9 protein-coding genes and 1 rRNA gene are annotated in these 8,765 nt (G+C 53.6%); 3 read left to right on the forward strand and 7 right to left on the reverse strand.

Features of this window, described 5'->3' with window-relative positions:
* Positions 1 to 12 precede the first annotated feature (12 nt).
* The gene (nlpE, locus tag ABLU67_RS08190) at positions 13 to 735 is read left to right on the forward strand and encodes an envelope stress response activation lipoprotein NlpE (RefSeq protein WP_025107392.1); all 723 of its coding nucleotides are present in this window, start codon (positions 13 to 15) and stop codon (positions 733 to 735) included.
* On the opposite strand, the gene ABLU67_RS08195 is transcribed toward nlpE, so the two are convergent.
* The 7 genes from ABLU67_RS08195 to metN form a co-directional block, all read right to left on the reverse strand.
* Positions 736 to 1,557, reverse strand: coding sequence for a YaeF family permuted papain-like enzyme (locus ABLU67_RS08195; protein WP_047724396.1), 822 nt, complete (start codon positions 1,555 to 1,557; stop codon positions 736 to 738). It lies immediately after the preceding gene.
* 51 nt (positions 1,558 to 1,608) lie between these two features.
* On the reverse strand, positions 1,609 to 3,327 hold the full coding sequence (gene proS, locus ABLU67_RS08200; RefSeq protein ID WP_048262316.1) for a proline--tRNA ligase: 1,719 nt from the start codon (positions 3,325 to 3,327) through the stop codon (positions 1,609 to 1,611).
* Between the two features lie 110 nt (positions 3,328 to 3,437).
* The gene (gene tsaA, locus ABLU67_RS08205) at positions 3,438 to 4,145 is read right to left on the reverse strand and encodes a tRNA (N6-threonylcarbamoyladenosine(37)-N6)-methyltransferase TrmO (protein ID WP_032748069.1); all 708 of its coding nucleotides are present in this window, start codon (positions 4,143 to 4,145) and stop codon (positions 3,438 to 3,440) included.
* Positions 4,142 to 4,549 (reverse strand): Rcs stress response system protein RcsF, encoded by a 408-nt coding sequence (gene rcsF / locus ABLU67_RS08210; protein ID WP_004098790.1) that lies wholly within the window; start codon positions 4,547 to 4,549, stop codon positions 4,142 to 4,144. Before rcsF ends, tsaA begins: the two co-directional genes overlap by 4 nt.
* A 108-nt stretch (positions 4,550 to 4,657) precedes the next feature.
* Positions 4,658 to 5,473 carry a methionine ABC transporter substrate-binding lipoprotein MetQ gene (metQ, locus tag ABLU67_RS08215; protein WP_004098791.1) on the reverse strand — a complete coding sequence of 272 codons (816 nt, stop codon included), beginning with the start codon at positions 5,471 to 5,473 and terminating at the stop codon, positions 4,658 to 4,660.
* Positions 5,474 to 5,512: 39 nt separating this feature from the next.
* Entirely contained in the window at positions 5,513 to 6,166 is a 654-nt protein-coding gene (locus ABLU67_RS08220; protein ID WP_004098792.1) for a methionine ABC transporter permease MetI, read from the reverse strand.
* Positions 6,159 to 7,190 carry a methionine ABC transporter ATP-binding protein MetN gene (metN, locus tag ABLU67_RS08225; RefSeq protein ID WP_004098793.1) on the reverse strand — a complete coding sequence of 344 codons (1,032 nt, stop codon included), beginning with the start codon at positions 7,188 to 7,190 and terminating at the stop codon, positions 6,159 to 6,161. Before metN ends, ABLU67_RS08220 begins: the two co-directional genes overlap by 8 nt.
* Positions 7,191 to 7,378: 188 nt before the next feature.
* Between metN and gmhB the strand changes: the two genes are divergently transcribed.
* Together gmhB and ABLU67_RS08235 are read left to right on the forward strand one after the other, a co-directional pair.
* The gene (gmhB, locus tag ABLU67_RS08230) at positions 7,379 to 7,945 is read left to right on the forward strand and encodes a D-glycero-beta-D-manno-heptose 1,7-bisphosphate 7-phosphatase (RefSeq protein WP_014837457.1); all 567 of its coding nucleotides are present in this window, start codon (positions 7,379 to 7,381) and stop codon (positions 7,943 to 7,945) included.
* A gap of 368 nt (positions 7,946 to 8,313) precedes the next feature.
* Positions 8,314 to 8,765: ribosomal RNA gene (locus ABLU67_RS08235) — 16S ribosomal RNA — on the forward strand; the annotation flags it as partial.

Raw genomic sequence — 8,765 nt, forward strand, 5'->3', positions numbered from 1 at the left:
CGAACCGGTGGAATGGATAATAAGGAATTTACAGTGAAGAAAATCGTATTTTCAGTCGTGGCGGCATGCTCGCTTTTTGCCCTATTCGGCTGTAACCATCGCGCGGAGATGGACACGCTACAACCCGCGCCGATGGAAGAGCTAAAGCCGATGCAGCAGAGCTGGCGCGGCGTGCTGCCGTGTGCCGACTGCGAAGGCATCGAAACTTCGCTCTTTCTTGAGAAAGACGGCACCTGGGTGATGAACGAGCGGTATCAGGGCGTCAGTCGCGAGCCTTCCTCCTTTGCTTCCTATGGCACCTGGGCGCGCACGGCCGATAAGCTGGTGCTGACCGACAGCAAAGGCGAGAAGTCTTACTATCGGGCGAAGGGCGACAAGCTGGAAATGCTCGATCGCGACGGTAATCCCATCGAGTCTACGCTGAACTATACGCTTGAGTCAGTCAAATCCAGCCTGCCCATCACGCCAATGGCGATGCGCGGAATGTACTTCTATATGGCGGATGCCGCGACCTTTACCGATTGCGCAACCGGCAAGCGAGTGGCAGTCGCGAATAACGCGCAGCTCGAGCGTGATTATGCCGCGGCGCGCGGAACGGATACTCGCCCGGTGCTGCTGGTGGTCGAGGGGCACTTTACGCTGGAAGCGAACCCGGATTCGGGAGCGCCGGTTAAAGTTCTGGCGGTGGATTCACCAGGCAAGTTTTATCAAAAAGAAGACTGCAATTCTCGTTAGTTAATTGAGTCCTACGAGACGGCTTGTCTTGATATAAATTCCCAATTTAAGATGCCCGATATACTGCAATTGTGTTTCGGGCTTAAAGTTTGCCACGTCCCCCTCACGCATATGAAGCAGGTCTGATGGGCTAATCCAGCCCGGTTGAGCCAGGGTCAGCGGGTGTCCGGCCTTCGCGAAGGCATCGCTGACAAACTCAGAACAAAACCACATTTTTTTGTCCCCGGAAACGGCATCGCTAAGCTGCGCTTTGGCCAGGCCATTCACGCACTGCTGGCGGAAATCTTTCGAAAAGGGATTCAGGGAGCAGAGCTGTTTGGTTACCATAAAGGGCACAAATTCAATGATGCCGCGATAGTTATAGCCGCTGTTTCTGTTTTTATAGGCGAAATTTTTAATGCCTGCGGCCTGTTGCGGCGTGAGGTCAGGCGCTCTTAGGGCAAACAGCTTATCGCTGTGCTGCATTGCTTGCTGGAGCGGAATAATCTGCACCCCAGCGCCGGTTGCTTCTGCAACCTGGTTATCACCGATATAGATAGCAACATGGCTAACGGACGATGTGCTAAAAGCACGAATCCCCAGGGACGTCACGCCAATGCTGGAAGAGAAAAGGAGATCGCCGGGGAGCAGGTCTTGTGCGTTAATTTCAGTCAGCGTGTTATTAGCCACCGAGCTCTGGCGCTGAAGTTTAACTGCCCATTGCTGCGATGGTGGCTTAATAGCGGAAGCGGAAGGCGCGGACCGGCTGACGTCTACCGTGCAGGCCGAAAGTAAAAACAATGCGGGAAAAAGCAGGACATAATTTGCCCGTTGTTTAGCCATGATTACAATCCTTGTAAAAAAGAGGCTCTGAAACCAGAGCCTCTTTTGGCGTTAACCTTTAATTTGTTGTACCAGGTAATTCACGATATCGCCGGTTTTAATCAGCTGCTTCTCGCCGCTGCGACGATATTTATATTCGATATCGTCGTTGTCGAGGTTACGGTCGCCCAGCACGATGGTGTGCGGAATACCGATAAGCTCCATATCGGCGAACATCACGCCCGGACGCTCTTTACGGTCGTCCATCAGCACGTCGATACCCAGCGCGCTCAGCTCTGCGTACAGCTTCTCGGCCAGCTCCTGCACGCGGTAGGATTTATGCATGTTCATCGGCAGAATCGCAACCTGGAACGGGGCGATAGCTTCCGGCCACAGAATCCCGCGATCGTCAAAGTTCTGCTCAATGGCGGCCGCCACCACGCGCGTCACACCGATACCGTAGCAGCCCATCGTCAGGATCTGGTTACGGCCATCTTCGCCCTGTACGGAGGCTTTCATCGCTTCAGAGTACTTGGTACCCAGCTGGAAGATGTGGCCCACTTCGATACCGCGTTTAATCAGCAGCGTGCCTTTACCGTCCGGGCTCGGGTCACCCGCTACGACGTTACGGATATCAGCCACGTCAGGGGTGGCGACGTCGCGATCCCAGTTGATGCCGAAGTAGTGTTTCCCGTCGATGTTAGCGCCCGCGGCGAAATCGCTCATTGCGGCAACGGTACGGTCGATAATCACCGGAATGGGCATATTAACCGGGCCCAGAGAACCGGGACCTGCCTGCACCAGCGCGCGGATCTCTTCTTCGGTAGCGAAGGTCAGCGGGCTGGCGACCTGCGGCAGTTTTTCCGCTTTAACTTCGTTCAGCTCATGATCGCCGCGAACCAGCAGGGCAATCAGCGGAGACTTGCTGTCTTCTACCGCTTTGACCAGCAGGGTTTTCACCGTTTTCTCAATCGGCAGATTGAACTGCTCAACCAGCTCGGCGATGGTTTTGGCGTTCGGCGTATCGACCAGCGTCATTTCCTGAGTGGCGGCCGCGCGCGGCTCTTTCGGCGCAACGGCTTCGGCGAACTCAATATTGGCCGCGTAGTCGGAAGAGTCAGAGAAGATCACGTCATCTTCGCCGCTCTGCGCCAGCACCTGGAATTCGTGAGATGCGCTACCGCCGATAGAACCGGTGTCAGCCTGTACCGCACGGAAATCCAGGCCCATACGGCTGAAGATTTTGCTGTACGCGGCGTACATCGCGTCGTAGGTTTCCTGCAGAGATTCCTGAGAGGTATGGAAAGAGTAAGCATCTTTCATCAGGAATTCACGGGAACGCATCACGCCGAAACGCGGGCGCACTTCGTCACGGAATTTGGTCTGAATCTGATAGAAGTTCAGCGGCAGCTGTTTGTAAGAGCTCAGCTCGTTACGAATCAGGTCGGTGATCACTTCTTCATGAGTCGGACCGAGTACGAACGGACGTTCGCCACGGTCAGCAATACGCAGCAGTTCCGGGCCGTACTGTTCCCAACGACCACTCTCTTGCCACAGCTCAGAGGGCTGAACTACCGGCATTAACACCTCGATTGCACCGGCGTTGTTCATCTCTTCACGCACGATGTTTTCGACTTTTTTCAGGACGCGCACGCCGGTCGGCAGCCAGGTATATAACCCGGAGGCCAGCTTGCGGATCATCCCGGCGCGCAGCATCAGCTGATGGCTGATAACCTCGGCGTCGGCAGGTGTCTCCTTCAGAGTGGAGAGCAGGTATTGGCTAGTACGCATGTTGTTACGGTTCCATTTGGACGATCGATACAGGCTGGGAGCCAGCCTGACACAAAAAAGTGGTTTAGTTTACCAGTGTGGCAAAGATGCCAAAAGAGAGGAAAATAAAATTAGCGTGGTTCGAGAGAAAAGACTTCAAAACCGGACGAAATCACCCGCCAGCGCACGTTAAAATCCAGCAGCCAGACGGCGTAGGTCTTTCCCGGGTCTTCTTCTTTACGATATGCCGGGCGCGGATCTTGCGCCAGAACTTCGCTAATAAACACCTTAAGTCGGGGATAGCGCTTTTCCAGTTCTAAAAGCCGGGCTTCTGTTTCGGGCGTGAAGCTCACCGCCACTTCCGCCTGCGGTGCCTGCTGCGCGTAGCTCGCGCTGGCTTCCGGCAGCGCTTCGGCAAAGGGCAGGTAAGGTTTGATGTCCACGACCGGCGTACCATCCACCAGGTCCAGACTACCGAGTTCCAGAACGACGTGTTCTTTCTGGCAGCGAATACCTTTTAGCTCGACCAGCGACATACCGATTGGATTAGGACGAAAGGTCGAACGGGTGGCGAAAACGCCCATCCGCGCATTACCGCCGAGGCGGGGAGGGCGCACGGTCGGGCGCCAGCCGCCTTCCATGGTCTGATGAAACACAAACAGGATCCACAGATGGCTGAAGTTTTCCAGGCCACGTACGGCATCGGCCTGGTTATAGGGGGGCAGAAGATGTAATTCGCCGCCGCCGTTTTTAACCAGCCCAGGCTGGCGGGGGACGGCAAATTTTTCTTTATAGGGCGAGCGAATAACGCCTATCTGCGCAAACTGAAAATCACTCATTGCGCCGTAACGTTAAGCGCTGAACCAAGGCAGACGGCCTGGCGGTAGCAGCCCGGAGTTCCGCTGGTCACTTCGCAGCGGTGCAGCAGCACGGCATTGGCTTTCATTTTTGCAGCGTTAATCTGCATGCGCTTGCGCGCCGTCGGGATATTGGGCGGAGAGTCTTGATTCGAGGCCTGGCATGATTCACCGGTGACTTCGCCGAGTTCGCGGAAAGGTTTACCCACCAATTCTGTTGCATCGGTATAGATTCTTACCGGGGCCGGACGCGTCGCTTTCGGTTTTGCCGGTTCCGATTTGGCAGGCGGGGTTACGGTGCTTTGTACAGGCTCGACGGGAGATCTGCTTAGCATAGAACAACCGCTTAACATGAGTGCTAACAAACAGACCGGTAAAGCACGCATAGTATTTCCTCAATAAATAATAAAACAGGGCGCTATTGAATCAGGTGCTTGCATAAATGACAAGACGGGCATAAAGCCCGTCCTGAATGATATTACGCTGAGAAAAGATTACCAGCCTTTCACCGCACCGCCATTAAAGATTTTGTTAGCCGCTTCGTAAACTTCATCACTCTGATAGGCCTGAACAAATTTCTTAACATTTTCCGCATCTTTGTTGTCTTCGCGAGCGACAATCAGGTTCACGTACGGAGACTCTTTACCTTCCACGAAAATACCGTCTTTTGCCGGCGTTAAGCCAATCTGGCTGGCATAGGTAGTATTGATAACCGCCAGAGCGATTTGCGCATCATCCAGAGAGCGCGGCAGCTGCGGGGCTTCCAGCTCAACAATTTTCAGGTTTTTCGGGTTTTCAATAATATCCAGAGAGGTTGGCAGCAGACCAACGCCTTCTTTCAGTTTGATCAGGCCAACCTGCTGCAGCAGCAGCAGAGAGCGGCCAAGGTTGGTGGGATCGTTAGGAATCGCGACCTGAGAGCCCGGCTGCAGTTCGTCCAGCGATTTGATTTTTTTCGAATAACCCGCAATCGGGTAAACAAAAGAGTTACCTACGGAAACCAGCTTGTAGCCGCGATCTTTGATTTGCTGGTCAAGATACGGTTTATGCTGGAAGGCGTTAACGTCGATATCACCTTTGCTCAGCGCTTCGTTCGGCAGAACGTAGTCGTTGAAGGTCACCAGTTCGACATCAAGGCCGTATTTTTCTTTTGCTACTTTCTGCGCGACTTCCGCAACCTGCTGCTCCGCACCGACGATAACGCCGACTTTAATATGGTTAGGATCTTTTTCGTCCTGACCGCAACCCACCAGAGCCAGAGAACCGATTAACGCGCCGACTGCCGCAAAGGTTTTGAAATTAAAGGCCATGTTATTTCCTTCCTGTAAGATTCTGTATTGTGTGTAATGTTATTTGTGAGTCACAGCCCGGACGATACGATCGCCTGAGAATTGGATTAAGTACACCAGAATAACCAGCAGCACCAGTACGGTATTCATTACCGTTGCATTGTAGCCGATATAACCGTACTGATAGCCAATCTGCCCGAGACCACCGGCACCGACGGCGCCGCCCATCGCGGAATAGCCGACCAGCGTAATGAGCGTGATGGTTGCCGCATTCACCAGGCCCGGCAGCGCTTCCGGCAGCAGAACCTTACGCACGATCTGCATCGGCGTTGCGCCCATGGCGCGGGATGCTTCGATAAGGCCGGTGGGGATCTCCAGCAGGGCGTTTTCCACCATACGGGCGATGAACGGCGCAGCGCCGACCGTCAGCGGAACGATAGCCGCCTGCAGGCCAATCGACGTGCCAACGATCACGCGAGTGAATGGGATCATCCACACCAGCAGGATAATAAAAGGAATCGAGCGGAAAATATTCACCACCGCCGAAAGCGTGCGGTAGAGCTTCGCATTAGCGACAATTTGCCCCGGACGGGTGACGTACAGCAGCACGCCGACCGGCAGGCCGAGAACAAAACCGAAGAAGCCGGAGACAAACGTCATGGCCAGCGTTTCCCATACGCCGCGAACCAGCAGCCAAATCATTGGTTCAGACATATCCCAGTACCTCTACTTTTACATGGTGTTCCTGTAGCCAGGCGATTGCGGCCTGGGTATCTTCCTGCGTGCCGTGCATCTCAGTGAGCATAATGCCGAACTTCACGCCGCCCGCGTAATCCATCTGCGCGCTAATAATGTTGTTATTCACATTAAAACGACGGGCAGTCTCAGAAAGAAGCGGGGCATCAACGGAGTGACCCGTAAACTCCATGCGCAGCATGGGCACGCTATCGGGAAGCGCTTCAGGTTTAAGGCGGGCCTGATAATCATCCGGGATATCAAGGTGCAGCGTTGACTGAATAAACTGTTGCGCCAGCGGGGTTTTGGGATGAGAGAAGACCTCACTCACCGTATCCTGTTCAATCAGCTGGCCGTTGCTGATAACGGCAACGCAATCGCAGATGCGTTTGACGACATCCATTTCATGGGTAATCAGTAAAATCGTCAGGCCCAGGCGACGGTTGATATCTTTCAGCAGTTCCAGAATTGAACGCGTAGTGGCCGGGTCCAGAGCGCTGGTGGCTTCGTCGCAGAGCAGGACTTTTGGATTGCTCGCCAGCGCACGGGCGATGGCCACGCGCTGTTTTTGACCGCCGGAGAGATTTGCCGGATAGCTATCGTGTTTATCCCCCAGACCGACGAGATCGAGCAGCTCGGTCACCCGGCGCTTGATTTCATCTTTCGGCGTATTATCCAGCTCCAGAGGCAACGCCACGTTGCCGAATACGGTGCGTGAGGCAAGCAGGTTAAAGTGCTGGAAGATCATGCCAATCTGGCGACGAGCGCGAGTGAGCTCTTTTTCTGACAGCGCCGTTAGTTCCTGGCCGCCTACCTGTACGCTGCCCTGCGTTGGACGTTCGAGCAGGTTAACGCAGCGGATTAACGTACTTTTACCCGCGCCGGAAGCGCCGATGACGCCATAAATTTGCCCGGCGGGGACATGCAGGCTGACATCGTTCAGCGCCTGTATGCTGCGATTTCCCTGCTGGAACACTTTGGTAATATTCGAAAGTTTAATCATCAGTTATTTATTATCGTTTAGCCGTTTGCCGTGGCATTTTCTTCTGCCGTGTCCAGGCGATGCCTGTCAATGAAATGGATGTTAAGGCATCCAGACGTCTAAATCAATCTGACTCTGTATAATGAGCACTTTCTTGCGTCCGGAAACATGCGATACTACGCGCATTAGCCTTTATCAGGAGCAAACCGGTGGCAATGTCAGTACCCGCAATTTTTCTTGACCGTGATGGCACGATTAACGTCGATCACGGCTATGTCCATGAAATCGACAACTTTGAATTTATCGATGGCGTCATTGACGCAATGCGTCAATTAAAGGAGATGGGCTACGCGCTGGTGCTGGTGACCAACCAGTCCGGTATCGCCCGCGGTAAGTTTACTGAAGAGCAGTTTGAAACGCTGACGGAGTGGATGGACTGGTCGCTGGCCGATCGCGGCGTTGACCTGGATGGCATCTATTATTGTCCGCACCACCCGCAGGGAACCGTTGAAGAGTTTCGCCAGACCTGCGACTGCCGCAAGCCGCATCCGGGGATGCTGATTTCGGCGCGCGACTATCTGCATATTGATATGGCGGCTTCCTTTATGGTTGGCGATAAAGTCGAAGATATGCAGGCAGCTCTGGCGGCCAATGTCGGCACGAAAGTATTAGTGCGCACCGGCAAGCCGGTGACCCCAGAAGCCGAAAGTGCCGCTGATTGGGTACTTAATAGCCTGGCAGACCTGCCGGATGCTATCAAAAAGCAGCAAAAATAAGCGTTATGTATAAAAGGTGAGCGGTTGAAATAAAATTGCATTTTACCGCTTGTCACCGCCGAATAACTCCCTATAATGCGCTCCCACTGACACGGCAGATGTGAATCACTTCACAAACAACCCGGTTGGTTGAAGAGAAAAAATCCTGAAATAACGGGTTGACTCTGAAAGAGGAAAGCGTAATATACGCCACCTCGCAACGGTGAGCGAAAGCCGCGTTGCACTGCTCTTTAACAATTTATCAGACAATCTGTGTGGGCACTCAAAGTGACATGGATTCTTAACGTCCTCGGACGAAAAATGAATACCAAGTCTCTGAGTGAACATACGTAATTCATTACGAAGTTTAATTCACGAGCATCAAACTTAAATTGAAGAGTTTGATCATGGCTCAGATTGAACGCTGGCGGCAGGCCTAACACATGCAAGTCGAACGGTAGCACAGAGAGCTTGCTCTCGGGTGACGAGTGGCGGACGGGTGAGTAATGTCTGGGAAACTGCCTGATGGAGGGGGATAACTACTGGAAACGGTAGCTAATACCGCATAACGTCGCAAGACCAAAGAGGGGGACCTTCGGGCCTCTTGCCATCAGATGTGCCCAGATGGGATTAGCTAGTAGGTGGGGTAACGGCTCACCTAGGCGACGATCCCTAGCTGGTCTGAGAGGATGACCAGCCACACTGGAACTGAGACACGGTCCAGACTCCTACGGGAGGCAGCAGTGGGGAATATTGCACAATGGGCGCAAGCCTGATGCAGCCATGCCGCGTGTATGAAGAAGGCCTTCGGGTTGTAAAGTACTTTCAGCGGGGAGGAAGG

The sequence above is a fragment of the Klebsiella sp. GN_Kp190 genome (assembly GCF_040061795.1).
Lineage (GTDB): Bacteria > Pseudomonadota > Gammaproteobacteria > Enterobacterales > Enterobacteriaceae > Klebsiella > Klebsiella michiganensis.